Below are 24,960 nucleotides of genomic sequence, written 5' to 3'. Positions count from 1 at the left end.
GGTTTTCCCGAGTTTCACCGCAAATGGAAATCCCCCCTGTTGATGAGGCATTATCCCCTGTATAACTGCGTATAGGGATAGGTCTCCCAAGGACAGATCATTGAAAAATAAACAATTACCTGATCATCTGACCGCCAAGGCCCTGGGATTGACCCTGGCCTATGTGCTGCTCTGGCTGAGCGGGCCCCTGCTTCTTGAAGGGGCAGGCCGGTTCTGGGGCCTGCCGCTGTGGTTCTGGTTCTCCTGCCTGATGGCCCCCTTCGGGCTGGTGCTGGCGGCCTATATGATGTTGTTGAGGCGCCGCTGACGTGAACCCCATATTGATTGCCATTTTGGCCTATCTGGCCGCGACCCTGCTGGTTTCGCGCCTGGCAGCGCGCCGTGCCAACACGGGCCAGGAGTTCTCCCGCAGCCACTTCCTCGGGGGACAGTTCATGGGGGGCGGGATCCTCGCTCTCTCCCTGGTGGCCACCTATACCAGTGCCAGTTCCTATATAGGAGGGCCTGGTGCCGCCTACAAGTTTGGCCTAGGGTGGGTGCTCCTGGCCGTGATCCAGGTCCCAGTGGCTTTATTGACCTTAGGTGTCCTGGGTCCCAGATTGTGGCACCTGGCCCGTGAAACGGGCGCGGTAACCATTCTGGATATACTTAGAAACCGGTATCAGAACCGCTGGTTACTCTGGTTGTCCGGTGCCAGCCTGGTGGCGGGCTTCCTGGGAATGATCGTGGTGCAGTTCACCAGCGGGGCGCGTCTGCTCAGTGTGGTGGCAGAGATCCCCTATACCACCTCCTTATTACTCTTTGTCTCTACCGTGGTGATCTACACCCTGTGGGGCGGGTTTCGGGCGGTCAGCTACACCGACGCCATTCAGGGGCTGGTGATGCTGGTGGGGATGTTCGCGTTACTCATCGGTGTGCTGGGGCAGGGGGGCGGCATGACCAACCTGACCGAGCAGATGGCCCAGATTGATCCCGGGTTGATCGCCCCCCATGGCCCCGATGGTTTTATCTCCTGGCCCTTCCTGTTCTCCTTCTGGGTGCTGGTGTGCTTTGGCACCATAGGTCTGCCCCACACGGTGATTCGGGTGATGGCCGCCCGGGATGGACAGGCGATCGCCCGGGCTATGGTGCTGGGCACCCTGGTGACCGCCCTGGTGACCCTGATGCCTCACCTGGCCGGGGCCCTGGGGCGCCCCCTGGTGCCTGAGCTAAGCAGCCCGGACGAGATCATCCCCACTCTGATGGTGCAACTGTTCCCCGCCTGGATGGCAGGACTGATGCTGGCGGCGCCGGTGGCGGCGGTGATGTCCTCGGTGGACTCCATGTTGCTGCAGACCACCTCTACCCTGGTTCGCGATCTGGCGATGCAGGGGCGCAGCCTGACCCAGACACAGATGAAGTGGCTGACCAGGCTGACCACATTTGGGGTGGCCCTGGCCTGTACCCTGATGGCCCTGGACCCGCCGCAGATGATCATCTGGCTGAATATGGCGGCCTTTGGCGCCTTGCAGGTGGTGTTCCTCTGGCCCCTGGTGCTGGGGCTGTTCTGGAAGCAGGCCAAGGGCGAGGCGGCGCTGGCGGCCATGGTGGCGGGACTGGCGACCTATCTGCCGCTGACCTTTTTGAAGATCAAGCTGCTGACCCTGCACGCCATAGTGCCGGCATTGGTGATCTCTCTGCTGGCCTTTGTCCTGGCCCAGGGAGTGGTGGGGCGATTGAAGCTGTCCAGCAAAGGTTAGAGCCCCGATAGGTGCAATGACGCCAGGGTCAACGCTCTGTTAAATAATGAAAGCCGGCATCAGTGCCGGCTTTTTTGGGCTCAGTTCACATCTGGGATCAGCTGGTTCATGATGTTACCGGACCATGGTCTATGGTTATTACTGGTCAACAGATTGTTAAGGATTATTCCAATATCACCGAATTGGGAAATCTCGCTCAATATTGTTCAAGATCAATTAATTGAGCACGGCAGCTAAAATGCGCCAATAAGCCAATTTTATCTTTTATAACCAGCACTTATCTGATTTGTTAAAAAACGAACTGAAGCAGCGTCACTATTCTTGTGATCGGGCTAACGTTTCGTAGTTTGACATCGATTCGGGGCTGAAGTTTAATTCAGCCGATTTCTTTTTAGTAAAATGGTCTTACCAATTTGCTCCTTGGCATCGGGGTAAGGCGAAAACAATGTGGGGGCGGCCGACGGGCCTACACCACAGCTCCAAGGTGATTTTTAATCGAGGTTGATAAGCATGCGGGACGTAGAAAACTCGACTTATAGCGAGTTGCACAAGCCTAGCAGTGAATTTGACAGCCGTTCAGACTATCTGGACCACGAGCTGCAAATCATGAAGCCACGTCGCTGGGGTCTGAACCTTCCGGGTCGTGACTTCCGTTTTGAGTGGGAAGATCTGGTACCAGCCATCGCCGGTACCATCGGTATTACCGTGATGTACTCTGCGGTAATGGCCGCCTGGGGTTCGGGCCTGACTGAAAAGTGGGACCACGTAAACCTGGGCGCCGAGTGGGCCATTGAAGTGGTCCGCGTGGAGATGCTGATCCCCGCACTGCTGTTCTGTATTCTGGGTTCCGGTTTCCTGAACCCCAGAGCGAACCTGGCCGGTAACCACGGCCCCATGATCCCTCTGATTGGTGCCATTGCTCTGGCGGGTGCTCACCCTCTGGCACTGGCTATCTTGCTGGGTGTTTTCGGTCTGCTGCTTAGTTACTTCAAGGGGGGGTCGAAACTCGTTAACCTCACCGGAGAAGGGGTTGCCGGCGGTCTGCTGGTGTACCTGGGGGCCATGGGCTCCATGGGCCAGATCGGTTCTCTGTTCACCTGGGCTGAGGGTCTGCAGGCCAAGCACGCCCTGGACTACAGCCTGAGCCACGTTGCTCTGATGATCCTGGCGGTAAACATCGTTGTTTACTCCGTGCTGGCCCGCCTGGGCAAGCGCTGGCTGGCGATTCCTCTGTGCTCCATCGCCGCGGTACTGATTGCCTTCCTGTTCGGCGCCGGCCTGGATCTGGAGTTCGTCACTTCTCCTGGCCTGCCTAACCTGAACCCATGGTACTGGTGGGGCTCCACCGAGACCGGCTGGCAACTGGGTCTGCCTAACATGCAGCACTTCATCGCCTCCCTGCCTTTCGCCATCCTGGCGGTAGCCATGTGGTCTCCTGACTTCCTGGGTCACCGTATCTTCCAGGAGCTGAACTATCCTAAGGGCACCGACAAGGTACTGATGGACGTTGATGACACCATGACCTGCTGCTCCATCCGTCAGATGGTTGGTACTGGCTTCGGTGGCGGTAACATCACCTCCTCCTGGGGTACTTACATGATCCCTGCGGCCATCGCCAAGCGTCCTATCCCCGCTGGTGCGATTCTGCTGGGTGTCCTGTGTATTGTGGTTGCCATCATCGGCTACCCAATGGACATCACCGTATGGCGTCCTGTTATGTCCATCGCCCTGCTGGTAGGTGTATTCCTGCCTCTGCTGGAAGCTGGCATGCAGATGGTTAAAGACACCAAGGACTCTCAGTCCGCCGGTATCTGTATCTTTGCCTCCATCGTGGTTAACCCTGTATTCGCCTGGGCCCTGACCATGCTGCTGGACAACAACGGCCTGATCGGTGACAAAGAGCGCGCTAAGAAGCTGTCCTTCATGGACCGCATGGTAATTCCTGCCGGCGCCTTCATCATCTGTGTTGCCGCTATGCTGGCTGTTGGTATGCTGCCTGGCGTACCTGCCCTGCTGTAACAGCACGACACACGAAAAAACGCAGCCCATTGGCTGCGTTTTTTTATGCCTGCTTGTCGCGGATTTGACTGTGTTAGGCGGCTTCTGCCTCGGCGCGGATGTTGCCTTCCAGGCTTTCAATCTTGTCGACCAGAACCTTGGCGTCTATCTGGCTGGGGGCAGCCAGTTCCAGGGAGGCGGTAAACACGGTGCGCCCCAGGCCTCCGGCGGCCAGGCGAACGCTGTTGAAGCTGGTGATGTCGATGTCCATTTCGTGCACAGCGGCGGTGATGTCCCGGATCAGGCCCACCCTGTCGTCGGCATCCACATGCAGGGCCAGCAGGTACTCATGGGGAGTTTCTTGCGGAGGATCGTTGAAGACGCAGTGGAGTCGGTGGACCGCTTCAAAACGTTCCTTCAGCTCCTTGATGTTGGAGTCGGGCAGTGTGATGTCCAGCATGATGGCGGTTTGGCCGCCCATGTGGATCACCTTGCTGGCAGTCCAGACGCCGTCCAATTGGCGAGTAAGCTTGGCCAGTAAATTGAGCAGTCCGCTGCGGTCGGCACCGGTTACGGTCGCTATGGTTCTGGTTTTCATCCGTCGCTCCTTGTCTCTTGAGGCATGAGTCGCCAGGACAAACCTTGGAGCAGAGCCCTTAGTGTGGCCCGGCGCAGGTTGGGTTTTCCCTACCTGATTATTACTTTAGCATTTTCCAGCTAAGAGCGTGCGTATTGGCCTATTAAGCGTGACTTGAGGGCAAAGGGTGGGTTTGACTCAGGAGTGCGTTAGAAAGCTGCCAGTGGCGCCTGAGGTGACCGAAACTAAAATGCCACCCCGCAGGGTGGCATTGAAGGGCCAGGTGACAAAGGTTGCCCGGCAAGTTGATCGCTATAAAAGAGGTGAAGTTAGACGACCGCCGACAAGCGATCTCTCACCTCCCTTCCTTTCTCGGTGAGGAAGGCTCGCTTGATGCGGTAGTCTTGCTCATCGATACGGAGTTCAACTAGTCCCAATCCCTGGCGTCCGGAATGTACCCGCTCGGACAGCAGTCGCGCATTGCGACTGGCGCTGGCCTGGGACATTTCGAAACGTTCTTGCAGATCTTTGATAGAGCACCCTTCTTCCTGACACACCTGCATGAACATCAAGCAGGTCTGGGGTGGAATCTCGGAGTACACATCTCTGAAGATCTCTACAGCGTCCATCAGTTTCGTAAGTTGAGCTTGTGCCATTGTTATGTGTTTCCTCTGCTCAATGCTCTTTTGACAACCTTCGTTGTTCTTATAATAAATACGCGTTTAATTGGGTGTTTCATGCGTATTGATATCAGCAGATATGTTCGATAGCCAGTTTTAAAAAATGAAAATTTGATCTGACATACATCTTCGCTGAAGTTCAAGCATTATTAAAACTTGATTCAATACGAAATTTAACAAGTTACTAACTAAGTAAAGGCGCGTATACGCGCCTTTACTGTCAACTTGTCGGCCTTACGGAGTCATAAGGTGCGGTTATTATGTAATCTAAATTCCGCATATTTCCTTGAAAATCTCACCCGGAGGCCGGTTTGTCACTTAATGGTGGTCCAGATGGGCGCGTGGTCGGAGGGCTTTTCAATGCCTCGCAGATCATAATCCACGTCCGATTGGGTTAACCTTTTCGTCAAAGATTCGCTGGTAAGGATCACATCAATGCGTAACCCTCTGTTATCATCGAAGCCCCTTGAACGGTAGTCAAACCAACTGAAACGGTCGTCAATTTCAGGATGTAGATATCTGAAGCTGTCCGTTAATCCCCAACCCACTAATTTGCTTAACCATTCTCTTTCTTCTGGAAGAAAGGAACACTTTCCGGTCTTTAGCCACCGCTTGGCATTGGCCTCGCCGATGCCGATATCCAGATCCGTGGGACTGATGTTAATGTCCCCCATAATCACAAGGTTATCATCTGGCGTGTGGTGTTGGCCAAGGTGATCCATCAGGTCGGAGTAGAACTTTTGCTTGGCTGGAAACTTGGTTTCATGGCTGCGATTTTCCCCCTGAGGGAAGTAACCGTTGAGCACCCGTATCGATTCTCCGTCGGGGCCATCAACGGTGGCCATGATCATCCGTTTCTGTGCGGCGTCGTCATCCGTGGTCCAGCCTTTCTGCACCTCTCTGGGAGGGGTGCGAGTAAGAAGGGCCACTCCATAGTGACCCTTCTGACCGTGGTGGACGACGTGATACCCCATCTCCTGAACCTGTTCCAGGGGGAATTGGGGGTCGTCCACCTTAATCTCCTGCAGACCGATCACATCAGGTTGATGGGTGTCGATCAGCGCCTGCAGTTGATGTAGCCGAGCCCGAATGCCATTGATATTAAATGACACGAACTTCATTGGTGATTCCGTTTGTTGATTGTTTAGGGCAGTACCAGTTTGTAAGGCTTGATGGTGGACTTGGCGTAGACACCGGCATCGATGTAGGGATCGGCGTCGGCCCAGGCCTGAGCAGCTTCCAGGGAGTCAAAGTCGGCGATTACCAGGGAACCGGTGAAACCTGCTTCGCCTGGATCTTCCGCGTCAACGGCTGGCAGGGGACCGGCAGCAAACAGGCGGCCTTCCTCTTTCAGTTGCTGCAGTCGGGCCAGGTGCGCTGGACGAGCCTCTCTGCGCAGTGGGAGGCTGTTCTCAACGTCCTCGGAGTAGATCATGTACCACATAGCCATATCCTTCCTTATTGTGAAAATCATCCTGATTATCAGTGCTACTTATGGCTGAGTAAAGGGGTAGATCCCACCCTGTTGAAGAAAAGTGAATGTGGGTCAGCCCCCGGACAGTTTGCCGGGGGCATAGGGCTATTTTTTCGAGGTGGAAGAGATAGGTTCGGCGCTGATCTTCGCCTTGTATTCGGCTTCCAGCAGCAGGTTGACCGGCCGGTAATGGTTGGCACCGGCGGTGGCTTTCCCCTGAAGTTCCTGAAGCTTCTCCAGGTTGTCCTGCGCCTTGGCAAAGTAGGTGGGGGAGGCGTCAATCGCCTTCCAGAACAGCTCCTGGGCATCACCATAGCGTCCTTCCAGCATGGCGAAGTAGCCGAGATCGTTGAGGGCATCGGCTTCGGGCATCACCTGCTTCAGTGCCACCAGGGCGCGTTTGTAGTGCTTCATGCGGGCGTACACCAGTCCCAGGTTGTTCCAGGCGCGCTTGAAATCAGGCTGTTTCTGGACCGCCTGTCTCAGGTAGATCTCCGCCTGGCGAAGGTTGCCGTCCAGGTAGTAGGAGTAGCCGATGTTGGTCAGGACATTGGCGGCAGAGGGCGCCCGGGAGAGCACCAGCCGATAATACTCCCGCGCATCGGCATACTCGCCGCCGAGATCCTTCAAGATGCCCAGGGCGTTGTAGCAGCGAAGTGGTGAGCTTGCATCCAGCGGTTGCAAAGGGGAATTTTCACCCACCACCACCTGTGCGCTCAGAGTCAGTATTCTGAGTTGATCCAGGTCTGCGGCCTTGTTGAGATAGATCTGCGCCTGCATGTTCTCTCCCATATTCAGCTTATGCAGTCCCAGGGAGGTCAGGGCCTCAACGTTGTCCGGTTGCTGCTCCAATACGTCGGTGAAGGCTTTCAGGGCATACTCGGTGTGACCCAACTGAGTCTGGATTTCGCCAATCTCCATCAGGATGTCGGGGTCACCGGGTTTCTGTTCCAGCGCCTGAAGGTAGTGGGAGAGGGCATTGTCCAGCTGGCCTCGACTGACGGCTTTCTCGGCCTTGGCCACCAGCTCTGCCGGATTGGCCTGAGGCGGCGCCGTCTGCTTGGGCGCGGTGGCACACCCGCTCAGGGTGAGCACCAGAGTGATTACGGGTATCAGTGTTCTTCTTTTCATAGTGCGTCCTTGTCTAGAAAGCCACATCCCAAACCTCAGCCAACTTGAGCATCGCCGGACCGATGGCCACGATGAAGAAGGAGGGCCAGATACAGAAGATCATGGGGAACATCATCTTGACCCCAAGTTTTCCGGCCATCTCTTCCGCAGCCTGAATCCGTTTCTCGCGATACTCCTCTGAGTAAACCCTTAATGTTTCAGCAATACCTGTACCCAGGCGCATACTCTGGGTTATGGAGCCGTTGAGCCCCTGAATGTCTTCCAGGCCGGTGCGCTCGGCAAACTCCTGCAGGGCAACGTTCATGGGCAGTCCGGCGCGACATTTCTGGCACACCAGGTGCAGCTCTTCGGATAGCTGGAAATGACTCAGTCGAATCTCGGTGGCGACCCGGTTGAGGGCGGCCAGCAGTCCCAGTCCTGCCTCACAACATACCACCAGCAGATCCAATGCATCAGGAAATCCCTGTTTGAGCTTGCGCATCCGTCGATTGGCCAAATGGTCCAGGGCCATGGACGGCAGCAAAAAAGCTATCCCCATCATCACGGCTATGCCGTAAAACAGGATGGTATTGGAGGTGTCGGGAAATGCCTTGAGCAGATAGAGAGAGCCAATGGCCGCGCCCACAAACAGCAGGATGCGACAGCCGTTGAAGATGGCCAGTGCACTGTTGGAGTGGAAGCCAGAGTGGATAAGGCGCTTACGGGTCTCCTCATTGCCGAAGGCGAACCGGCCGATCAGCTCTTGTCGTTTCTTGCTGGACAGACCATGCTCCAGGGACTCATCGAAATCCGGGCCCACATTGACCTGGGGCCCCTCTTGCATCTTCAGTTGAGCCAGGCGCTTGCGCGTGGGTGAGTAGAGTCCGCTGAGAATTTGCCCTATGCCTAATGCCAGGGTGACTCCCGCTACGGCGGCGATTGCGTAGACTACGTACAACGCCTGGGCGGGATCGTTGAGTAGTTCGGTAATCAGGCTTAACAGATAGTCCATGGTTACACCTCGATGCGAATCAACCGGCCAATCCAGTAGGTACCAAGGAGCATGCCGAGGGCACCATATATCATCAGTCTGTGGCCATCGGGGCTGTCGGTCAGCTCCCGGGCGTAACTGGGTGAGGTCAGGAACAGGAAGGCAAACAGCCCCAAGGGCATCAGCACCAGCACCCAGGCGGACATGCGACCCTCTGCCGACATGGATTTGACCTTGCGCTTGAAGGTGAATCGCTGACGGATGATGCGGGAAAGGTTCTTCATGTTCTCAGCCAGGTTGCCACCGGTCTCCTTCTGTACCTGTACCGCCGAGGAGAAGGCCATGGCGGAGACCGACGGGACCCGCTCGATGAAGCGCAGCAGAGCCCGTTTGGTGTCCTTACCGTAGTTGATGTCTGCAAACATCAGCCTGAATTCGAAGGCCAGCGGCCCCTCCATCTCTTCGTACACAAGCTTGATGGAGTCGGAGAAGGCGTAACCGGCCTGAAGGCCCCGTCGAAGGATGTCCAGGGCCTCTGGGAACTGGGTCTCGATGGCCTCCATTCGCTTGTCGAAATCTCGGTTGAGCTTCATGTGGAACAGGGTGATGGTCAGTACCGCGGTGATGATGCAAAACAGCCAGTCGTTGGTGAACATCCAGCAGATGGAACTGAGCACCATGGCGGTGAACAGGGCCATGATCAGGTACTGGTGCCCGAGGTAGGAGGAGCCGGATTGTTCCAGCTTGAAGGAGAGGTTCTGGATAAAGGAGAAGCTCTCCAGTTGTCTACCCAGGGCAGAGGTTTTCTGCAATCGGTTGCGCCTGAGCAGAGACAGATTTTCCTCATCGTCCCCTTTCTCTTTGGCAAGCTGCTTCAATCGCTCCTTGATCACCCGGGTGTCACCCCGCTGGGGGCGATACACAGGTAGAAACAGAGCCTGGGAGAGCAGCAATACGGCGGCAAACACGCAGCCGAGGAAGATTAGTTCAATGCTCATGGCCGTCTCCTAGAGAATGTCCATGTTGTTGTCGACGCCAAAGAGTTCGAAAGGCAGGACAATCCCTTTCTTTGCCAGTTGGTCGTGGAAATTGGGTATCACGCCGCTGGCTCGGTACTGGCCGAGGATCTGTCCTTCTTCGTTTCTGCCCTGGCGCTGGAAGCCGAAGATCTCCGACATGGTGATCACTTCGCCTTCCATACCGTTGATTTCGGTGATGGAGACCACCCGGCGCTTGCCGTCCTCCTGCCGCTCAAGCTGGACCACCAGGTCGATGGCGGAGGCGATCTGGGTGCGGATGTTCTTGACCGGTACGTCGAAGCCGGCCATGCACACCATGTTCTCCAGACGGCTGAGGGCGTCCCGCGCCGAGTTGGCGTGCAGGGTGGTCAGTGAGCCTTCGTGACCTGTGTTCATGGCGGTGAGCATGTCCATGGCTTCGGCGCCTCGCACCTCACCCACGACGATACGATCCGGGCGCATCCTTAGTGAGTTTTTCACCAGGTCTCTCTGGGTTACTTCGCCTCGTCCTTCCAGGTTGGAGGGGCGTGTTTCCAGGCGGACGATGTGGGGCTGCTGCAACTGCAGTTCCGCCGAGTCCTCGATGGTGATGATGCGCTCATCTGAGGGGATGTAACCGGAAAGGATGTTGAGCAGGGTGGTTTTACCACTACCAGTACCTCCTGAGACCAGCACATTGAGTTTGCCCATGACCACCGCATTGAGTACGTCGGACATTGCCTGGGTCATGGAGCCAAACTGAACCAGTTGCTCGGCAGTCAGCTTGTCAACGGTGAAGCGGCGGATGGACATGCTGGGGCCGTCCAAGGCCAGGGGGGGAATGATGGCATTCACCCGGCTGCCATCTTTAAGACGGGCATCCACCATGGGGCTGGATTCGTCCACCCGGCGACCCACGCCCGAAACGATCTTGTCGATGGTGTTAAGCAGGTGCTGGTCGTCGTTGAACTGCATGGGCACCTGCTCTAGTTTACCGAAGCGCTCGACGAAGATGTGGTTGAAGTTGTTGATCAGGATGTCGGAGATGGTGGGGTCTTCCAACAGGGTTTCCAGTGGCCCCAGTCCCATAACCTCATCGTTGATCTGCTTGATGATCTTCTCTCTGGAGCTGAGATTGATGGGGCGGGGATTCTCATAGAGGATCTCGTTGCAGATCTTGGCAATCTGCTGCCTGGCCTCTATTTCGGACACGGCTTCCAGTCGGGAGACATCCAACAGCTGCATCAGTCGGTCATGCAGCTCCTTCTTGATGATGTTTTCCTGCTCCGTCAGCAACTTTTTGCTGATGTCATTATCGTTTTGAGTAGCGTCCATAGCTTATCGTCTCCAGATCTTGTCCCACAGGCTGCCCTTGGTGTCGTCTTCCTTGGCGGGCAGAAGGTCGTCGCAGATCGCCTTGATGTCCTTGGTGATCGCCTCTTTGGCGGCAAACTCCGAGAGGCGCTTGCCCTCATCCACGCAGACGCTGACCCGCTTGAAGTCGTTGCGTACGGTGTAGACGGAGTTGATGCCCACGGTCTCTTTCACATCGGCGATAGTGAGCTGACTCTTCGAGGCGACATAGCGGTTGAATACGATGTGAATTTGCTCCTTGGGTATGCCCAACTGCACGGTGAAGAAGCGGATGGCCGCCGCGGCGTCCCTCAGGCAGGCGATGCTGTCCTGGATCACCAGCAGGATATGCTGAGCATCGGTGAGGATGGGCAGGGACCAGTGATCCGGCCCCCGGGACAGGTCAACGGTGACTGAACTGTAGTGGGTCCGAATCTTGAACAGCAGAGTTGGCAGATTCTGGAACTGGAAACAGTTGCTGTCCAACTGACTGAAGGGCAGTGCCGGCAGCAGGTGGATGTTGCCCAGTTGACTCATTAGGCCGGTGATGGCGGTGTCATCCAGTTCTTCCACCTGAGACAAAGCATCGTGAAAGTAGTACTGGGGTTTGCTGTCCAGCAGCAGCATCTGACTGCCGTGGAGGTGGTCTCCATCAAGCAGGGCGACGGTTTTCTGGTTTTCGCGCCGGGAGAGTTCATCGGCAATGGAAGAGGCCAGGAAGCTGGCTCCAGCTCCCCCTTTGGCGTTGACCACGGCGATGGTGGGGGCCAGCTCCATGTTTTCCGCCATGCGGGCAGCCACCTTGTAGATGGCGTTGGTCAGCTCTTCCGGGTCGGACTCCAGGGGGATGAAGTCATTGGCACCGGATTGCATGGCGGTGCGCAGTACCTCAGGAGAGGCCTCCTTGCCCAGAATCAGCATATTGGTGCAGCGGCCGGCGAAGTTCTGAATCAGGGTGATCGCCTGACGGTCATTATTGGGCACCAGCAGGATCAGCAATTGGGTACTGTCCAGCATCTCCCGGTTGATCTGGTTGATGGGAAAGGAGTCCAGGTTCAGGTTGGGGGTCGAACGCAGCACCTCAACCAGGGACATCTGATCGGTCAGGTTGGCGGCAACCAGGAGTGCGCTGACCGGAACCGGCAACGCCTTGGGGCCTTTAGAGGGCTGGGCCTGAATACCCTGACCGCCCTCCTGTTCGCTCCATTGCTCCTCGCAAAGCGGAGTGTTTGATTTATCCATCTGTGGTTACTCCTTTCCCTCAATCATGTGCATACCGTGACGCCGAAGCGGGTTCTTCCCAGGCTTTCTCTCGGCAGGGTGGTGACGAAATCCGGGGAGTTGATCTGAAACGTCAGCCCCGGTACCACGAAGGTATGCTGGTAATTGGTTATAGAGGCTCTGACCAGATCAATCTTGTCAAAGCTGGTTGCCGTGGTGCCATCCAACTGCAGGTACTCGATAGTGAGATTTGCGGTAGAGATATTGGGGCCAATGTTGGTGCCATCGAACAGGGCCAGGGTCTGCAATGCTGCCGGAGCCGTGGGCGATGCGCTGAGGTCAGGTGAGCAGACCGTGGCCAGTCTGGCGGCGCGACGGGACGCTTCGGTCAGCACGTTATAGGAGAACATCAGCCGGGATACCTCCAGACAGGCAAAGAGGGCGATGAACACTACGGTGGCGACGATGGCGAACTCCACTGCATACACCCCTTTCTGTTTCTTGAGTTGGCGACGTAGCATCTTTTTCATGGAATCGCCCTCATGGAGATGGTGGCGGTCAGGGGGAAGTTGTAGTCCAGGGGCTCGCCATAGTTCCCTGCCAAGTCGCCACTGAAGATGGGGGCCCAGTTGTAGGTGGCGGTGACCGTAATGAGATCCCCGCCGCTTATGGCAATGCTGATGTCATCGGCTGTCAGCCCGGACAGCAGCGGTGTGGTACCACTGCTTTTGCCGTATAGCGCCAACGCTTTGGCGATATTCTGGGTGGTAGCCTGTAACGTTAGGTCGCTGGCACCATTGGAGTCGGTATAGGCCTGGGAGGCCAGGTAGCGGCAGGCATCTCGCACCACCGAGTTGAGCTGATTGTATTGATACATCAGTCTGCCCAGTTCACCTACGCCGAAAAAGAGCAGAAACAGCAAGGGGAGGGTGACCATAGCTTCTATGGCCGCCACCCCCCGCTGTTTGCTGCGCGTTGCTCGAGTCAGTGCCAGCATCATGAATCCTTATTGTCCGGGTCCCGATACAGGACAATGGTGAAGGGACCGTCGGTGATTGCGGTGTCCTGAGTGGGGTTACCTGTGCCGGTGCAGTCTTCAACGAATTCGCCGATGACGTAGGCCAGGTTCCCCTTTTGGATCACCTCCTGCATGAAGTAGAAGCAGGCAAAGCCTTTGAATTCGATGTCATTGTTCTGGCCATTGGCCAGTCCGTCACAGTCCCCTACGACGACGGCAAACTCACGGCGTTTGGCACCGCCATTGCTGTCCCAGCTGTCGCCGGTGGCGGCGCAGCTGTCATGAAAACGGGAGCCGCCATCTACTGTGTTGTCGACATAGTTGTCGGCGTAGTCAGAGTAGCGGTAAAGCGTTGGGGTGCCGGCTGTAATGTCCACCACTTCACCGCCGTCGGCGTATACGATCTCGTCATCGTCGTTGATGTCCAGCTCCTCGCCGACACAGATATCCTTATCTCTGGGGTGATCGGTGGAGTTCACCGTTCCACCATGGTAGATGCCCAGACGAGTGTTCATGCCGGTGGCCACGGGACCGACGTTATTGCCGGGTTCGGTGGATATACCTTCGGTGGCACCGAAGCAGTAGTTCGTATCTGAGTTTTCTCCCGCCATGGCGGCGCGGATGTCGGCGGCACCTGAGTTGTCCCCAAGGCGAATCAGCTGGAAGTTACCTGCGCCAATGGCGGAGTCCTGCTGGCTGGAGATCTTCATTGACATGATGCTGCCCTGGGGGTAGCCAAAGGGCTCGCCTGGCGCGTCCCCTTCACACACCATCATCGGCAGCACGTTCTCGGCGCAGTTCACTAGGGGTAGGCTGGGGCCGGCTACCGCAGAAGCGCTGGTTAACTTATTTAAGTTGATCACCTGACCCAGGTAGGTGGCCAGTTGCACATCCTCAACCCGAACCCGCACATACTCGGCATTGGTGTCCGTGGTCACGATGAAGGGGTCTGGCTGGAGGGAGAACTCCACCGCTACCTGAGGGGCGACCTGGTTCTGGGTGTAGGTCAGGTTGGTGGTGTCGATATCCCCCTGAAGCTGGCTGAAGTCGGCGTTGCCCAGCACCGCGAGCAGAGTGGCGATGCCATCCTGCCTGGCGGTGGTGTGGTCGTTGCCCTCTTTGACCACGGAGATCGCCGCACTGAGCGCCGCGGAGTCCACGGCGTTCTGCAGGCGGGTTTTGCTGAGCAGCAGGTGTCCGCTCTCAAGGGCCATGGCTGCCATGATCAGTATTGTCAGCAGTGCAACCGTGACCAGTACCAGGATCGAGCCCCGCTGCTTACGCTGCGATTGCCTCGATGGCTGGATAAATGCTCTCAACATTGTGGTCTCCTAAGTAACGCTGGTGATTGGCTCAGTTGCTACTACCTCCCAGATTCGCCTGTTTAAACTCACTGCGGGCGGTCTCTGGTCGGTAGGTGGAGGTGCGGTAGTTTTCCATTACCGCCACACCGTATTGGCCATCCAGGCTGCTTACTCGGCCGGCGTTCCTTGCCACCGCGTCAGGGTCCAGAATCTCTTGCTGCTTGATGCTCCTGGTGGTGTCCCCCAGGTCAAACTGGGTCATGACGCTTGTTGCGCAGCCACTTAGTAGCAGCGTTGCGGAAACTGCGAGAACCATGGTTTTCATAACGCGCTCCTTAGAGTGAGTGGCCATATTTGTTCTGGGTGCCGCCCGTGTCTGTGGTGGGCACAGGCTCCTGCACCTCAGCTGTCGGGTTGGGATTGGTGTCCGGTTGAACAGTCTCCTGTCTCTGAGACAGCTCACCCAACAGGTAGAAGCCGACGTCGGAAGGGGAGACGAACCCATCGGTAGGCAGCACCAGGTCATCACGGATGATGGGGCGCACCAGGCGCGGGGTAACCAGAATCACCAACTCGGTTTCACCATTGCGGTACTCCTGGCTGCTGAACAGCTGGCCTAACACGGGGATCTCACCCAGGCCGGGCAGTTCGTCGATGCTTTCGCGCACCGTGTTGCTGAGCAGGCCAGCAATGGCGATGGTCTGGCCGTCACCAAGCTCCACCGTTGATGCGGCGCTGCGCTTGATGATGGACGGGGTGACCAGTGCCGTAGTGGACCCTTGTGGAATCACACCCACGGAGTTGGCGTTGCTCAGTTCACTCACCAGTACATTCAGGTTGAGGTTGATCCGTCCTGAGTCGAGTACGGTGGGCACGAATTTCACGCCGACACCGAAGCTCTTGTATTCAATGGAGGTGCCTTCACGGCTGGGCACTGGAACCGGAAATTCGCCGCCGGAGAGGAATTCGGCCATCTGGCCACTGAGGGCGGTCAGGTTGGGCTCAGCCAGCACCCTGGCAAGACCCTGCTGCTTCGCGGCGTCCAGGGCAAAGTTGAACAGGAAGTCGCCACTGACGTAGCTGCCAAAGAAGCCCTTATCGTTGATGATGCCGTCACCACCGATGATGCCGCCGATGAAGTCGCTGCCCTCGGAGATAATCTGGAAATCGGAGTCCAGTTGGCGGGCAAGCTCGCGCTGTACTTCGGTGACCGTCACTTCCAGCATCACCTGATGGCCGCCGCCAACAGACATGATGTTCAGTACGGAGCTGGGGTTGCCTTTGGTGTCCGCCGCCACCGCGTATCCCTGAGCCAGATTCATGGCCATGGTCATCCTCTCGGTGTTGGACACCTGTCCGCCGATCACCAGTTGACCCTGAGAGCTGTGCACCTCAATCAGTTCTTCTGGCAGGAAACGATACAGCTTCTCCTTCAGGCCATTGAGGTCATGGGTGATCTCGATGTCGATGATGTCGACCAGGCGATCTTCTTCATCCCATACCAGGATATTGGTGCTGCCCAGCTGCTTTCCGAGGATATACAGCTCCGTCGGTTGCATGATCAGGATGTCGGCGATCTCTGGGTTTCCGACAGACACCCGTGCTGCCTCATGCTTAATGGGCAGGGTACGGGACTTGTAGATGGGCACCGGGAAGCTCTGCTGTTGCAGTGAGGTTGGGCCTCCTGCCTGAACCGGTGTTACCATCATCACCATTGCCAGCACGAATCCCAGGCTGAACAGGTGATGGAGAAGCGATGTGTGGGATCTTGCCATAGCGTCTCTTTCCTTCTTCGCTGTGAACTGTCAGCTTTCAACACTGACGGTTTGCTGTGAAGTACCGCGAATCACTTCAATTTTTCTCTTGGAAGATTGGGCAGGCCTTGGAACTATAGGAGTAGGCTCCTTAGGCTTGGCTTCCACCTTGGGTTCTTCCGACTCAGGGGTGAGTTGGGCCAGCTCAGCCTCACTTTCGTCGGTGGGGTTGCGCAGCGCCAGCTGAATGTTGCCGCGGCTGCGGGCGCTCATCAGTGTTTCCGCTTCTTCAAGGGAAACCTCCAGGGTGACCGCCCGGACCACCAGCGGTTGGTTGGTCTCCTGGTCGACCTTCTGGTCTACGGCCAATACCTTGAGGTTACTCAGTACCACATCGGTGACCGATTCCGCAGCTGGGCTGCGAGCGTTGCCGACCTTGTAGGTGACCAGAACATCCACCCTGTTCCCTGGCAGCAGGAAGCCGGCTACGCCCACCACGTCGTTGACTCGGATGGTTACCGCCCGCTTGTTGGGTTCAATCAGGCTGGCCAGCACGCTGCCTTCACCTCTTTGGGCCAGCTTGTCCGGATGTAGAATGTCTCCCCGAAGCATGGGAAACTTGGCCACCATCTCTACTGCGTCTGAAGTGGAGGTGATGGCGTCATCGGGTACCAGCGCGTTGGGTATGTTTTGTATGCTCAAGTGGCGGGTTTCCAGTACGGTCCCAGCTGGGACATTCACCGCCATGGTGACCACGATGGATTGATTGGAGTTGCTCTCTGTGGGTTGCCGTTGTTTCAGCCAGCTTTGGGCTAGCAGAACTGCACCGACACCAAACAGCAGAGACAACAGAACGAAAAACATTGACCTGGTATTCATCTCTCCTCCTGACCTTAGCCGCTGTCAGACGCCTAACGCGCCGAGCTGACAAAGTAGATCGACCATGCCCGCTCAATTAGCTGCTGAGTCACTGCCGCGGGTAGCTGGTTGTAACTGATCTGGTCCGCCACAATGGAGAGCAGATCTCTTGGGTGACAGGGTAATAAGGGCTTCCCTGACCTGGCGTAGTGAGTGTTTATTAGCCACTCACAAACACTAGGGTCGAAATTTAAATTCAGTTCCTCACAGTTCTGGCGCCATATATCTATGTATTGATCTTTGTTGATGGCGGAAAACTCTATTTTGTAACCAAGACGCCTTAAGAAGGCGTCATCCACAAGTTCGTTTGGATCAAGGTTAGTCGAGAAAAGCAGTATCTGCTCAAAGGGCACATCGAAGTGCTCACCGCTGGGCAGGGAGAGAAAGTCGCGGCGCTCCTCCATTGGCACAATCCAGCGATTGAAGATCTCTTTGGGGGTTATTTGTTGCCTCCCCAAATCGTCAATCAGCAGGATGCCGTTATTGGCTTTAAGCCCAATAGGGGAGTGATAGGTTTTGCTGTTGGGATCATAGTGGACATTAAGCATATCCCGGGTGAGCTCTCCGCCAACTACTAAAAGGGGGCGTCGACACCTGTGCCACCTGGCATCATGGCCTTCATTAAGAAGCAGAGGGCTGCTGTTATCATTTTCGGTTGATTCATGCAGCTCATGAATCTGGGGATCGAATACCTGAATAATTGCCTGGCCAATGCAGATAGCGTGGGGAATAAAGACGTTATCCCCAAGCACCAGATTGAAGTGTCTGCAGAGGTAACTCTTTCCCGTACCTGGAGGGCCGTAGATCAGCACGGGGCGCTTCGAGTTAAGTGCTGGACCTATCTCTTCCATCAAACGGTCTGGAAGGACGAGGTTCTCCATGGCGGCTTCAATCAGGTTACGGGTAATGGCAATGTTTCGGCTGGATTGAGCCCGGCACACTTGCCAGTACTGATCCAGGGGCACGGGCACCGGGCCCAGGTAACCGCTTTTCAAAAATGCGGTTTCGGCATGGGCACGGCCGGTGTGACTCAGGGCGTAGCGCATCTGGCCGTCGCTGGAGGTTTGCTTGTTTTCGACCAGGCTTTCCTGTTTGCACTTGTCCAGCAGCTGCTGCACCAGATTGCCGGGGAGGGAAAGCCGGTCTGCCAACTCATTGAGGGTAAGCACATCACCATCACTGAGGTGCTTGATAGCCAAGCTTTGGAGTATTGGATAGGAGATACCGACATCCCTCAGTGAAACTGGCTTGTTTACACCGGTCTGGAACGAGGGTAATGCGAATGAATCTAATGCCTGGTTCATTTCAGTTGTCCTTGATTTATACCCTGTATTTGACTTGCCCTGTTACTTAGAAATCGTAATGTCCGCCTTTGTCTGAAATTTATTGAAACCCGTTCCTGAGTATCTGCTTTTTTAAGCCGAGACAGTTCCGCCAACAATTAAGTTGGCTTGGGAATCTGAGCTGAGGGGGAGTCTTCGGATTACTGGCCGTCACAATCTCCGGCAGCGTCTAAGTTGCTGCATATTTCGGATATTCTTCCAGCAGTTTCAATTCCGAGTTCGCCAAACGCGACAACCATTCCTGCGGCAACCAAACTGCCTGCAATGGCGTACTCCACGGTGGAAAGTCCATTTTCATCCTTTAAGAACGCGCTAATCCCTGACTCTTGCATTCCCCTAACCCCTGTCTATTCCGTTGCATTAAATTGCGCACTAACTCAAGCCTAGACAACAGCAATGAAATTGGCCTTTCTCCTAATTGCGTAGGCTGACACCAGTCTGCGATCGAAAATTTACAGACCGGGTAAATTAGTGGGGGTCAACATGATAACCAGCCAGCCTATAGCCAGGGCAGGAGCATAAGGCACCCTTAGTCCAGCAGCTTCGTAGGGGCTGGGCTTGAAGTAGGTGCGGGTTATCAGGCATTGGTAGTAACGCTTGAGGCTGGCCAGCACGCCGTACCAGCCGACGCGAAACAGGGCGAAGCCCATGGTGGTGAACCCGCCTGCGATGATGCCGAAGCAGAGATTCCAGAACACCATGTAGGGGCCGAGAATGGCGCCTATTCCGATCATCAGTTTGACGTCACCGGCGCCGAGCACCTTTTTGGCGTAAAACAGAATCAGGATAGCGCCAGCAACCAGGGCGCCGGCAAGTGATGAGAGTGCGCCGTTCCAGCCTTCAAAGAGCAGGTTGAGCAGGATGCCTGATACCAGGCTGAAGATCACCAGGCCATTGGGGATACGCTCGGTTCTAAGATCGGTAACTACGGCGACTAGAAAGACCAAAGAGGTCAGTAGGTATTGGCATTGCAGCAGCGTCAGTGTCATGGTGTTTCCCAAGAAAAAGAAAGCACTGCAGAAAGCAGTGCTTGGATTACTTTCGCCAGTCTACTATTGTGCTGTTGTGCATTCTTGATTGCCATTGACTGACTTACACAGTAGTTCAATTTCTTCAGTGGCCTCAGTGCCTAGTTGACCAAACGCGATAACCATTCCACCTACAACCAGGCTACCGGCAATGGCATACTCTACCGCGGACAAGCCGCTCTCATCATTCCAAAACTCAACGAGTGCTTTCTTGAACATAACAATAATCTCCGCGCAGTTAATATATCCTGTTCAATGATTCAGGGTCGTGTGTGAGCGATAGGGTAAGAGGTTGCTCGACACTGTTGTAAACTTAGTCGAGAAAGTTGAGCTCTGCCTAGCCTGAATTTGCGAAAGCTGTCATTAAAATGATGTCAATAATCCTGGCGTTGGTTGCTGATTTTGGCTTTTTTTATAAAAATCATATATATCTGCCAGTTAGATTAAATCGTATATATCTGTGGCTATGGAGGCGCCATTGTCCCCTTTTGGCCAGGCAGGCATATAGACAATATACACCTTGGCAGTATTGCCCAGGCTTTGGGTAAAGCTGTCCCTGCCTTTTTTTGCATATTGCAATTTTTGACGTTCGGGTAAAGGGATATTTCTCTCCAGATAAGCGAGCAGCCGATCGATGTTCTGGATTCTGATACATCCATGACTAAGCGCTCTCTGGGAACGAAGAAACAGTTTCTGGTTTGGGGTATCGTGAAGAAATATGGCGTTGCTGTTTACCAGATTTAATCTGGCGCTGCCCAGAGCATTGTTGCTTCCCGGCCTCTGTTTAAGCTGGTACTGAGACAACAGGTTTGGAAGCTGGCCTGGCGCGACACTTTTCCAGGGGAGAGGGGAGTTGGGCGATTTGGGGTCGATAAGCTCGAAACCCTGGCGCTTAAGGCTGTTGCTGTCGCGCCGATAGGCCGGCAACAGCTCTCCCTTGATGATGCTCCAGGGAGGGGTCCAGCTCGGGTTGAGGGTCACCGAACTGAAACGGCTGTTAAACCTTGGGGTGGGCGTGTCTGGCGCCCCGATGATGACCGGCAGGACCATGTGGACCCGCTTGCCTTCAAGGGCCATCAACTGATAATGGGGCAGGTTCACCAGTATGGCGTCCCCTGACAGCTGCGGGGGCAGTTGCAGCCACTGGCGAAGGCTAAACCTGATGGCGGCCAGCCTCTCCTTATTATCCAGGGAGAGCGCATCAATGGTGTCTGCGGTCAGCCGACCGGAGGCTGGCAACTGGCTCTCCCGCTGGAAGCGGCGCAGGGCATCGATAAGGGGAGGGTCCCACACGTCCCGGTTAATCAGGTGGGGGGGCAGAGTGTCTCCAAGCCTGGCCGCCAGCAGACGACGCAAAGGAACAAGCTCCGGATGAGATTGCCCCAGTGAGAAGGTGCGGATTTCGGTGAAATCCGGTCTGGGCAGATCTGCCAGCTTCTGCTCTTCATGAAGGGCGGCTCTGAGCCGCTCAAAAGCCTGATAGCTTGGGGCAATGCCGCTTATCCAGGCCTGTAGCTCGGCGGGGGAACTGGCTTGGGCCAGTTCTTCCAGAACGGGATCCGGAGAGACTCCCCTCAGGGATGCCTGAAAACGGACCAGCCGCTCGCTAGCCCTGAAGGCCTGGGTTGCATCTTGCGGCAGTGCAGGGCTGAACTCCAGATCCACCAGTATCCGGTACCAATGATCCGCCCAGGGGGTACTGCCCGGCGCTGGCCAGAGCGTCTGTCCCTGAAGCGGCAGGGAGAGGGTGAGCAGAAGCAGGAACAGGCTGCGCATCAGCTTTCCAAGGGCAGGTAGTCGGGGTTACGACACTGCAGGTAACGGTGAAACGCATGACTGTGCTTGCCCTGGCTGCTGCCCTGCTTAAACTCGGTGGGCGTGATGCCGTAATGGGCCTTGAAGGCCCGGCAGAAATGGGAAGGGGTGGAAAACCCCAGTTTGTACGCCACGGAGGCAATATTCAGCCCTTCGTCCTGCAGCGCTTCGGGGGCGGCTTCCAGGCGTCGGCAGACCAGGTAGAGGCTGAACTTGAGCCCCAGGTGCTGTCGAAACAGGTGACACAGCCGGCTGTCACTGATCCCCGCTTCCTGGGCCAGTTTCTGCAGGGAGAGGGATTGCTCGAACCTTTGTTCAATGTTTTCCAGAACACTGCGCAGCTTCTCGTGGGTGGGGCGCAGGCTGTGTCCCGGGGCCTGAAAGCCATCGTTGAGCAGCAGCTTGAGCTCCACCGCATCCGCGGGGGAGAGGGGCAGCGCAAACACCTGGGTAACCTGCAGTGACAGGGCAAGCTTCAGAACGGGAATATTGAGTCTGGGCACCAGCCAGATGATTTTTCGTTCCGGCTGTTGCTGCCTGAGTTCCCGGGCGCGGCTGAGCTCCGCAGCGCTCTGATTATCGAACTCCACCAGACAGGGGCAACCTTCTCGTTTCAGTTGGCTGAATGCTTGTGTCTCTACCTTGAGTGCGTCGGCCAGTTGATGGCATACACGCCCCAAGGGCTGCTCAGCGAAGTGGGTTAAAACCACCCTTGGCACATCCATTGTTAACATAGTTTACCCCATTGTCTTCATTGTCAGTGGCCATGTTTCTGCTGGCACGGCTCACTATAAAGAGCTAGTACATGTGGGGCGTTAACGCAAAGAAATCACTCTATTAGCGAGGTTTATGTCTGCATAGTCGGAAACGGGAGCAACAATAAAGCCCGCATGGCAGCGGGCTTTGAGGGGCATTGATGGAGCCAGTTTACCGGTTCCATCGCTTTATGGCAGGCACTAGCCCAATGGGGCGAACTCGGACCTGGAGGGAACTAGTCCGCCTTGTCCTCGGGTTTGAAGTCCTTGGGCAGGTGGCGGTAGAGGTAGAGGATGGTCAGCAGGGTGTACACCAGAGTCATCCCCATCAGACCGAATACCTTGAAGTTCACCCAGGCCTCCTGGGACAGGTTGAAGGCGATGTACAGATTGAGTACGCCGCTGGCCACGAAAAATACCACCCACGCCAGGGCCGCCCGTCGCCAGACGTTGTTCGGCAGGGGCATCTCCTTGCCCAGCATCGCCTTGAGCAGGGACTTGTTCATCAGTTCTGCGATCAGCAGGGCTCCGGCAAACAGGAACTGGACTATGGTGACCTTCCACTTGATGAAGGTGTCGTCCCTGAGCACCATGGTCAGGGTGCCAAATACCGCCACCAGGGCGAAGGTGATCAGGTGCTGCTTCTCCACCCGCTTGTAGAGCAGATAGATAAGGGCGATCTGCACCGCCGAGGCTGCCACCAGGGCACCGCTGGCGAGGAAGATGTCGTAAAACTTGTAGACGGCGAAAAATACCAGCAGGGGCAGGAAGTCGAGGATCTGTTTCATTGTGTCTCTGTCATCCAGGGGCAGGCGGACAGTCTAACCAATAGCACAAGTGCTGGAAAGGCGGAGCGTATGGGGCTCCGCCTTTTGGAGTGGGTTTTAACCAACTTTGCGGGTGGCATCCTTCATGGCTCGGGTAAACCGGGTTAACTCCTCGGTCATACGCTCAGTATCGCCATGATATTTCTCGATGATCTTCACCGTGGCACTGCCGGAGATGGCGCCGGCGGCCCCCGCTTCGACCGCATCACGCACCTGCTGTGGCTCGGAGATGCCGAAGCCCAGGATCGCCGGCGGAGCGTTAAAGGCCTTGAGGCTTTCCAGCAGAGGGCCAACGGGCATCCCCGCCTTGGTCTCTGTGCCGGTAACACCGGCACGGGAGAGCAGGTAGGTGTAGCCCTCCCCCTGCTCGGAGACCGCCTTCAGGGTCTGCTCATCGCCGTTGGGCGGGGCGATAAAGATCGGGGCCACTTCGTGACGCCGTGCGGCCTCGGCAAACTCCTTGCTCTCCTCCACAGGGACGTCGGCCACCAGTACCGAGTCGATGCCGGTGTCCCGGCAGCGCCGATAGAAGGTGTCGACCCCGGGGGAGAACACCAGGTTGGCGTACACCAGCAGGCCGATGGGCAGCTGGGGGTAGCGCTCACGCACCTGGGCCAGCAGTTCGAAGCAGCGGGCCGGAGTGGTGCCTGCATTCAGGGCACGTACCGTGGCGTTCTGGATGGTGGGGCCGTCCGCCAGGGGATCGGAGAAGGGGATCCCCAGCTCCAGGGCATCGGCACCGCCGGCCACCAGGGCGTCGATCACCGCCAGGGTCTGGTCCGGATGGGGGTCACCCAGGGTGACAAAGGGGACAAAGGCGCCTTCGCCCTTTTCGCTCAAGGCGTCAAACAGGTTCTGGTAACGGCTCACAGTTTGCCCTCCTGCTCCAGGATGTTGTGTACGGTAAAGATGTCCTTGTCTCCCCGACCGGAAAGGTTGACCAGCAGAAGGGTCTCCTCTGTGGCAGCCTCGGCCATCTTGTAGGCGTGAGCCAGGGCGTGGGAGGATTCCAGGGCGGGGATGATCCCTTCGCAGGCGCACAGGCGCTGGAAGGCGGTCAGGGCCTCGTCGTCGGTGATGGAGGGGTATTGCGCCCGGCCGGTGGCGGCCAGGTGGGCATGCTGAGGGCCGACTGACGGGAAGTCCAGGCCGGCGGAAACCGAGTAGGACTCCTGAATCTGGCCGTGATCGTCCTGCATCATGGGGGATTTCATGCCGAAGAAGATGCCGGTGCTGCCGTGAGCCAGGGGGGCGCCGTGCTCGCCGGAGTCGATGCCGTGACCGGCAGGCTCCACGCCGATCAGGGCCACATCGGTCTCTTCGATGAAGTCGGCGAACAGGCCAATGGCGTTGGAGCCGCCACCGACACAGGCGATGACCGCGTCAGGCAGGCGTCCCTCTTTGGCCAGGATCTGCGCCTTGGCTTCCTCGCCGATCATCCGCTGGAATTCGCGCACTATGGTGGGGAAGGGGTGCGGGCCGGCGGCGGTACCCAGCAGGTAGTGGGCGTGGTCGTAGTTGGCGGACCAGTCGCGCATCGCCTCGTTGCAGGCGTCTTTGAGGGTGGCGGAGCCGGCATGCACCGGGATCACTTCGGCCCCCATCAGTCGCATGCGGAACACGTTGGGGCTCTGACGCTCCACGTCCTTGGCCCCCATGTAGACCCGGCACTTGAGGCCCAGCAGGGCACAGGCCAGGGCGGTGGCCACGCCGTGCTGGCCGGCGCCGGTTTCGGCGATGATCTCTTTCTTGCCCATGCGCTTGGCCAGCAGCGCCTGACCCAGGACCTGATTGGTCTTGTGGGCGCCGCCGTGGAGCAGATCTTCCCGCTTGAGGTAGATCTTCACCTTGGGGTTGGGGCTGAAGTTGCGGGTCAGGGTCAGGGCGGTGGGGCGACCGGCGTACTCTTTCAGCAGCTCGGTAAACTCCTTCTGAAACTCGGGGTCCTGCTGGGCGTCGACAAACGCCTTCTCCAGCTGCTTGAGGGCCGGCATCAGGATTTGGGGCACATACATGCCGCCATATTCACCGAAGTAGGGGTTTAGGATGGTCATGGG

Annotated in this window: 27 protein-coding genes; 3 read left to right on the top strand and 24 right to left on the bottom strand. The window is 56.7% G+C overall.

Annotated elements, in window-relative coordinates; translation table 11 throughout:
• Nucleotides 1–100: 100 nt before the first annotated feature.
• From ACN0RV_RS03650 to ACN0RV_RS03640, 3 genes are all read left to right on the top strand, one after another.
• On the top strand, nt 101–307 hold the full coding sequence (locus tag ACN0RV_RS03650) for a hypothetical protein (RefSeq protein ID WP_417345669.1): 207 nt from the start codon (nt 101–103) through the stop codon (nt 305–307).
• 1 nt (nt 308) lies between these two features.
• A complete protein-coding gene (panF, locus tag ACN0RV_RS03645) occupies nt 309–1,739 on the top strand; it encodes a sodium/pantothenate symporter (protein WP_417345668.1) in 1,431 nt (476 codons plus the stop codon).
• A 510-nt stretch (nt 1,740–2,249) separates the two neighbouring features.
• On the top strand, nt 2,250–3,758 hold the full coding sequence (locus ACN0RV_RS03640; protein ID WP_028110278.1) for a DUF3360 family protein: 1,509 nt from the start codon (nt 2,250–2,252) through the stop codon (nt 3,756–3,758).
• A gap of 73 nt (nt 3,759–3,831) precedes the next feature.
• On the opposite strand, the gene ACN0RV_RS03635 is transcribed toward ACN0RV_RS03640, so the two are convergent.
• The 24 genes from ACN0RV_RS03635 to trpB form a co-directional block, all read right to left on the bottom strand.
• Nucleotides 3,832–4,335, bottom strand: coding sequence for a glycine cleavage system protein R (locus ACN0RV_RS03635; RefSeq protein WP_417345666.1), 504 nt, complete (start codon nt 4,333–4,335; stop codon nt 3,832–3,834).
• Nucleotides 4,336–4,643: 308 nt separating this feature from the next.
• Nucleotides 4,644–4,970, bottom strand: a complete 327-nt coding sequence (locus ACN0RV_RS03630; protein WP_035385461.1) for a hypothetical protein — start codon at nt 4,968–4,970, stop codon at nt 4,644–4,646.
• A 338-nt stretch (nt 4,971–5,308) separates the two neighbouring features.
• Nucleotides 5,309–6,115 carry an exodeoxyribonuclease III gene (gene xthA / locus ACN0RV_RS03625; RefSeq protein ID WP_417345664.1) on the bottom strand — a complete coding sequence of 269 codons (807 nt, stop codon included), beginning with the start codon at nt 6,113–6,115 and terminating at the stop codon, nt 5,309–5,311.
• Between the two features lie 23 nt (nt 6,116–6,138).
• Entirely contained in the window at nt 6,139–6,438 is a 300-nt protein-coding gene (locus tag ACN0RV_RS03620; protein ID WP_417345663.1) for a YciI family protein, read from the bottom strand.
• Nucleotides 6,439–6,573: 135 nt separating this feature from the next.
• Nucleotides 6,574–7,599 (bottom strand): tetratricopeptide repeat protein, encoded by a 1,026-nt coding sequence (locus ACN0RV_RS03615; protein WP_417345661.1) that lies wholly within the window; start codon nt 7,597–7,599, stop codon nt 6,574–6,576.
• 13 nt (nt 7,600–7,612) lie between these two features.
• Nucleotides 7,613–8,590 carry a type II secretion system F family protein gene (locus tag ACN0RV_RS03610; RefSeq protein ID WP_417345659.1) on the bottom strand — a complete coding sequence of 326 codons (978 nt, stop codon included), beginning with the start codon at nt 8,588–8,590 and terminating at the stop codon, nt 7,613–7,615.
• A 2-nt stretch (nt 8,591–8,592) separates the two neighbouring features.
• A complete protein-coding gene (locus tag ACN0RV_RS03605; RefSeq protein ID WP_417345658.1) occupies nt 8,593–9,567 on the bottom strand; it encodes a type II secretion system F family protein in 975 nt (324 codons plus the stop codon).
• 9 nt (nt 9,568–9,576) lie between these two features.
• The gene (locus ACN0RV_RS03600; RefSeq protein WP_417345657.1) at nt 9,577–10,902 is read right to left on the bottom strand and encodes a CpaF family protein; all 1,326 of its coding nucleotides are present in this window, start codon (nt 10,900–10,902) and stop codon (nt 9,577–9,579) included.
• 3 nt (nt 10,903–10,905) lie between these two features.
• Nucleotides 10,906–12,162: an AAA family ATPase gene (locus ACN0RV_RS03595; protein ID WP_417345655.1), complete on the bottom strand. Its 1,257-nt coding sequence runs from the start codon at nt 12,160–12,162 to the stop codon at nt 10,906–10,908.
• A gap of 23 nt (nt 12,163–12,185) precedes the next feature.
• A complete protein-coding gene (locus ACN0RV_RS03590; protein ID WP_417345654.1) occupies nt 12,186–12,671 on the bottom strand; it encodes a TadE/TadG family type IV pilus assembly protein in 486 nt (161 codons plus the stop codon).
• Entirely contained in the window at nt 12,668–13,138 is a 471-nt protein-coding gene (locus ACN0RV_RS03585; protein WP_417345652.1) for a TadE/TadG family type IV pilus assembly protein, read from the bottom strand. Before ACN0RV_RS03585 ends, ACN0RV_RS03590 begins: the two co-directional genes overlap by 4 nt.
• The gene (locus ACN0RV_RS03580) at nt 13,138–14,481 is read right to left on the bottom strand and encodes a TadE/TadG family type IV pilus assembly protein (RefSeq protein ID WP_417345650.1); all 1,344 of its coding nucleotides are present in this window, start codon (nt 14,479–14,481) and stop codon (nt 13,138–13,140) included. The genes ACN0RV_RS03585 and ACN0RV_RS03580 overlap by 1 nt, the downstream gene beginning before the upstream one ends.
• 31 nt (nt 14,482–14,512) lie before the next feature.
• Nucleotides 14,513–14,788: a hypothetical protein gene (locus ACN0RV_RS03575; RefSeq protein ID WP_417345648.1), complete on the bottom strand. Its 276-nt coding sequence runs from the start codon at nt 14,786–14,788 to the stop codon at nt 14,513–14,515.
• A gap of 10 nt (nt 14,789–14,798) precedes the next feature.
• Nucleotides 14,799–16,238: a type II and III secretion system protein family protein gene (locus ACN0RV_RS03570; protein WP_417345646.1), complete on the bottom strand. Its 1,440-nt coding sequence runs from the start codon at nt 16,236–16,238 to the stop codon at nt 14,799–14,801.
• A gap of 30 nt (nt 16,239–16,268) precedes the next feature.
• The gene (cpaB, locus tag ACN0RV_RS03565) at nt 16,269–17,096 is read right to left on the bottom strand and encodes a Flp pilus assembly protein CpaB (RefSeq protein WP_417345645.1); all 828 of its coding nucleotides are present in this window, start codon (nt 17,094–17,096) and stop codon (nt 16,269–16,271) included.
• A gap of 32 nt (nt 17,097–17,128) precedes the next feature.
• Nucleotides 17,129–18,439, bottom strand: a complete 1,311-nt coding sequence (locus ACN0RV_RS03560; protein ID WP_417345643.1) for an AAA family ATPase — start codon at nt 18,437–18,439, stop codon at nt 17,129–17,131.
• A 179-nt stretch (nt 18,440–18,618) separates the two neighbouring features.
• Nucleotides 18,619–18,810, bottom strand: coding sequence for a Flp family type IVb pilin (locus tag ACN0RV_RS03555; RefSeq protein WP_417345641.1), 192 nt, complete (start codon nt 18,808–18,810; stop codon nt 18,619–18,621).
• Between the two features lie 120 nt (nt 18,811–18,930).
• Nucleotides 18,931–19,467, bottom strand: a complete 537-nt coding sequence (locus ACN0RV_RS03550) for an A24 family peptidase (RefSeq protein ID WP_417345639.1) — start codon at nt 19,465–19,467, stop codon at nt 18,931–18,933.
• A 63-nt stretch (nt 19,468–19,530) separates the two neighbouring features.
• Complete coding sequence (locus tag ACN0RV_RS03545; RefSeq protein ID WP_417345637.1) at nt 19,531–19,725, bottom strand: Flp family type IVb pilin; 195 nt, start codon at nt 19,723–19,725, stop codon at nt 19,531–19,533.
• A 219-nt stretch (nt 19,726–19,944) separates the two neighbouring features.
• Nucleotides 19,945–21,282, bottom strand: coding sequence for a L,D-transpeptidase family protein (locus tag ACN0RV_RS03540; protein WP_417345635.1), 1,338 nt, complete (start codon nt 21,280–21,282; stop codon nt 19,945–19,947).
• On the bottom strand, nt 21,282–22,055 hold the full coding sequence (locus ACN0RV_RS03535) for a helix-turn-helix transcriptional regulator (protein WP_417345633.1): 774 nt from the start codon (nt 22,053–22,055) through the stop codon (nt 21,282–21,284). Before ACN0RV_RS03535 ends, ACN0RV_RS03540 begins: the two co-directional genes overlap by 1 nt.
• Before the next feature lie 257 nt (nt 22,056–22,312).
• On the bottom strand, nt 22,313–22,864 hold the full coding sequence (locus tag ACN0RV_RS03530; protein WP_417345631.1) for a septation protein A: 552 nt from the start codon (nt 22,862–22,864) through the stop codon (nt 22,313–22,315).
• 96 nt (nt 22,865–22,960) lie between these two features.
• On the bottom strand, nt 22,961–23,773 hold the full coding sequence (gene trpA, locus ACN0RV_RS03525; RefSeq protein WP_417345629.1) for a tryptophan synthase subunit alpha: 813 nt from the start codon (nt 23,771–23,773) through the stop codon (nt 22,961–22,963).
• Nucleotides 23,770–24,957, bottom strand: coding sequence for a tryptophan synthase subunit beta (trpB, locus tag ACN0RV_RS03520; RefSeq protein WP_417345627.1), 1,188 nt, complete (start codon nt 24,955–24,957; stop codon nt 23,770–23,772). The genes trpA and trpB overlap by 4 nt, the downstream gene beginning before the upstream one ends.
• Nucleotides 24,958–24,960 lie beyond the last annotated feature (3 nt).

It is taken from the genome of Ferrimonas sp. (assembly GCF_048263965.1).
In the GTDB taxonomy this organism is placed as follows: domain Bacteria; phylum Pseudomonadota; class Gammaproteobacteria; order Enterobacterales; family Shewanellaceae; genus Ferrimonas.
The sequence above is the reverse complement of the archived record's forward strand: the minus strand, read 5'-3'. Positions and strand labels throughout refer to the sequence as shown.

Bases quoted from the DNA above. Each gene is read 5' to 3' on its own strand.
- ACN0RV_RS03550 (WP_417345639.1), bottom strand. From the start codon at position 19,467: ATGACACTGACGCTGCTGCAATGCCAATACCTACTGACCTCTTTGGTC.
- ACN0RV_RS03545 (WP_417345637.1), bottom strand. From the start codon at position 19,725: ATGTTCAAGAAAGCACTCGTTGAGTTTTGGAATGATGAGAGCGGCTTG.
- ACN0RV_RS03540 (WP_417345635.1), bottom strand. From the start codon at position 21,282: ATGCGCAGCCTGTTCCTGCTTCTGCTCACCCTCTCCCTGCCGCTTCAG.
- ACN0RV_RS03580 (WP_417345650.1), bottom strand. From the start codon at position 14,481: ATGTTGAGAGCATTTATCCAGCCATCGAGGCAATCGCAGCGTAAGCAG.
- ACN0RV_RS03530 (WP_417345631.1), bottom strand. From the start codon at position 22,864: ATGAAACAGATCCTCGACTTCCTGCCCCTGCTGGTATTTTTCGCCGTC.
- ACN0RV_RS03595 (WP_417345655.1), bottom strand. From the start codon at position 12,162: ATGGATAAATCAAACACTCCGCTTTGCGAGGAGCAATGGAGCGAACAG.
- xthA (WP_417345664.1), bottom strand. From the start codon at position 6,115: ATGAAGTTCGTGTCATTTAATATCAATGGCATTCGGGCTCGGCTACAT.
- ACN0RV_RS03535 (WP_417345633.1), bottom strand. From the start codon at position 22,055: ATGTTAACAATGGATGTGCCAAGGGTGGTTTTAACCCACTTCGCTGAG.
- cpaB (WP_417345645.1), bottom strand. From the start codon at position 17,096: ATGAATACCAGGTCAATGTTTTTCGTTCTGTTGTCTCTGCTGTTTGGT.
- trpB (WP_417345627.1), bottom strand. From the start codon at position 24,957: ATGACCATCCTAAACCCCTACTTCGGTGAATATGGCGGCATGTATGTG.
- ACN0RV_RS03630 (WP_035385461.1), bottom strand. From the start codon at position 4,970: ATGGCACAAGCTCAACTTACGAAACTGATGGACGCTGTAGAGATCTTC.
- ACN0RV_RS03615 (WP_417345661.1), bottom strand. From the start codon at position 7,599: ATGAAAAGAAGAACACTGATACCCGTAATCACTCTGGTGCTCACCCTG.
- ACN0RV_RS03610 (WP_417345659.1), bottom strand. From the start codon at position 8,590: ATGGACTATCTGTTAAGCCTGATTACCGAACTACTCAACGATCCCGCC.
- ACN0RV_RS03585 (WP_417345652.1), bottom strand. From the start codon at position 13,138: ATGCTGGCACTGACTCGAGCAACGCGCAGCAAACAGCGGGGGGTGGCG.
- ACN0RV_RS03640 (WP_028110278.1), top strand. From the start codon at position 2,250: ATGCGGGACGTAGAAAACTCGACTTATAGCGAGTTGCACAAGCCTAGC.
- ACN0RV_RS03620 (WP_417345663.1), bottom strand. From the start codon at position 6,438: ATGTGGTACATGATCTACTCCGAGGACGTTGAGAACAGCCTCCCACTG.
- ACN0RV_RS03635 (WP_417345666.1), bottom strand. From the start codon at position 4,335: ATGAAAACCAGAACCATAGCGACCGTAACCGGTGCCGACCGCAGCGGA.
- ACN0RV_RS03560 (WP_417345643.1), bottom strand. From the start codon at position 18,439: ATGAACCAGGCATTAGATTCATTCGCATTACCCTCGTTCCAGACCGGT.
- ACN0RV_RS03590 (WP_417345654.1), bottom strand. From the start codon at position 12,671: ATGAAAAAGATGCTACGTCGCCAACTCAAGAAACAGAAAGGGGTGTAT.
- ACN0RV_RS03575 (WP_417345648.1), bottom strand. From the start codon at position 14,788: ATGAAAACCATGGTTCTCGCAGTTTCCGCAACGCTGCTACTAAGTGGC.
- ACN0RV_RS03600 (WP_417345657.1), bottom strand. From the start codon at position 10,902: ATGGACGCTACTCAAAACGATAATGACATCAGCAAAAAGTTGCTGACG.
- ACN0RV_RS03555 (WP_417345641.1), bottom strand. From the start codon at position 18,810: ATGCAAGAGTCAGGGATTAGCGCGTTCTTAAAGGATGAAAATGGACTT.
- ACN0RV_RS03570 (WP_417345646.1), bottom strand. From the start codon at position 16,238: ATGGCAAGATCCCACACATCGCTTCTCCATCACCTGTTCAGCCTGGGA.
- ACN0RV_RS03605 (WP_417345658.1), bottom strand. From the start codon at position 9,567: ATGAGCATTGAACTAATCTTCCTCGGCTGCGTGTTTGCCGCCGTATTG.